This is a genomic window from Sphingomonas sp. Ant20, assembly GCF_000783375.1.
Classification (GTDB): Bacteria; Pseudomonadota; Alphaproteobacteria; order Sphingomonadales; family Sphingomonadaceae; genus Sphingomonas; species Sphingomonas aerolata.
This window is the reverse complement of sequence record NZ_JRVI01000131.1, coordinates 1-2,068: the sequence shown is the minus strand read 5'-3', so window position 1 is coordinate 2,068 and position 2,068 is coordinate 1. Positions and strand designations below refer to the sequence as shown.

At 69.3% G+C, this 2,068-nt stretch carries 1 protein-coding gene; it reads left to right on the top strand.

Annotated features, from left to right (window positions below):
* Positions 1-41: 41 nt before the first annotated feature.
* The coding region (locus NI18_RS14930; protein ID WP_306286440.1) for a filamentous hemagglutinin N-terminal domain-containing protein at positions 42-2,068 on the top strand (2,027 nt) is incomplete at its 3' end.

Here is a 2,068-nt window from a genome sequence, read left to right as displayed (position 1 = left end):
GCGCGCCCGCCACGGCGCAGACGCTGCCGACCGGGGGCGAGGTGGCCGCGGGCCAGGCGAGCATCGCGACGCGCGGGCCGTCGATGACGGTCACCCAGACCAGCGACCGCGCGGTGCTGAACTGGCAGTCCTTCTCGATCGGCAAGGGCGCCAGCGTGACCTTCGACCAGCCGGGCACAAGCTCGGTCGCGCTCAACCGCGTGGTCGGGTCGGATCCGTCGTCAATCCTCGGCAACCTGTCGTCCAACGGCAAGGTCTTCCTGGTCAACGGCAACGGCATCGTGTTCGGCAAGACCGCCAGCGTGAACGTCGGCGGGCTGGTCGCATCGACGCTGAACATCAGCGATGCGGATTTCATGGCCGGCCAGTCGCGCTTTGCCGGGACCAGCACCGCGGGTGTCCAGAATGACGGCACGATCACCGCCAAGGGCGGCTATGTCGCGCTGCTCGGCGCGCAGGTCGGCAACAGCGGCGTGATCCGCGCCAATTTCGGCACGGTCGTGCTGGCGGCGGGCGAGGCGATCACGCTCGACGTCGCGGGCGACGGGCTGCTCAACGTCGCGGTCGACAAGGGCGCGGTGGGCGCGCTGGTGCGCAATGGCGGGCTGATCCGCGCGGATGGCGGCAAGGTCGTGATGACCGCGCAGGGTGCGGGCGACCTGCTCCATACCGCGGTCAACAATAGCGGCATCATCGAGGCGCGGACGCTGCAGAACCGCAGCGGCACGATCCTGCTGCTCGGCGACATGCAGACCGGCACCACCAATCTCAGCGGGACACTCGACGCGAGCGCACCGGTCGGCGGCAATGGCGGCTTCGTCGAGACGTCGGCGGCGACCGTCAACATCGCCGATGGGGCCAGGGTCTCGACGCTGGCGCGGTCGGGCACGACCGGCACCTGGCTGATCGATCCGCAGGATTATGTGATTGGTGCAGGCGGCAACATCTCGGGCTCGACGCTGTCGGCGCAGCTCGTGACGACCAGCATCACGATCAGCACGCTGCCCGCGGCGGGCGACACGACGACGGGCAATGGCGACATCTTCGTCAACGACGCGGTCGCGTGGACCGCGTCGGGCGTGCCGACGACACTGACGTTGAACGCGTTTCGCGACGTCGTGATCAACGCGCCGATCAGCGCGACCAACGGCAACATCGTCGCCTGCTGCGGCCGCGACGTGAACGTCAACGCCGACCTGACGACGGTCAATGGCAGCATCCTGCTCAACGCCGGGCGCAACGTGAACGTCTATCATGCGATCACGACGACCGACGGCAATATCGCGCTGTGCGCGGGGCATGACGTGATGATCGACGCTGCCGTCACGCTGACGCGCGGCACGACGATCCCGGCGCAGAGCCTGGGCCTGCCGGTCGGGCTGACGCTGATCGCAGGCGCGGACGGCACCGGGCCGGGCGTCAACGGCGGCACGATCGTGTTCTCCGCGCTGTCGCCGCCGACGACGGTGACCGCGGCGCCGGTGTCGATCACCTACAACCCGGTTTCGTATACGACGCCGACCGACTTCTCGAACGAGTTCGTGCTGACCGAGGGTGCGGCGATTTCGCAGCGGATGCTGGTCTTCCCGTCCGCGCAGAAGGTCGCGGACGGCACCAATGCGGCGGTGCTGAGTGGGTTCAACGCATCAGACACGTCGGGGCTGCCGAGTGGCGTCACCCTGGTCGCGGGGACGGACGCGACGGCGACGTTCGACAGCGCGGACGCCGGGGCGGGCATCGGCGTCAGCTATAGCGGCTATACGCTGACCGGCGCGAATGCGGACCAATATGCGCTGGCGGGATCGTGCTGCACGGCGGGCTTCCGGACTACGGGGACGATCACTGCTGCTCCGGCGCCTGCTCCTGCTCCTGCTCCTGCACCAGCACCAGCTCCTGCCCCTGCTCCCGCACCTGCACCTGCTCCTGCACCCGCTCCCGCACCTTCGCCAGCACCGGCACCGGCACCGGCACCCGCACCTGCTCCTTCCCCGGCTCCAGCTCCAGCTCCAGCTCCAGCTCCAGCTCCAGCGCCTGCGCCTGCGCCTGCGCCGGCTCCTGCGCCCTGCTC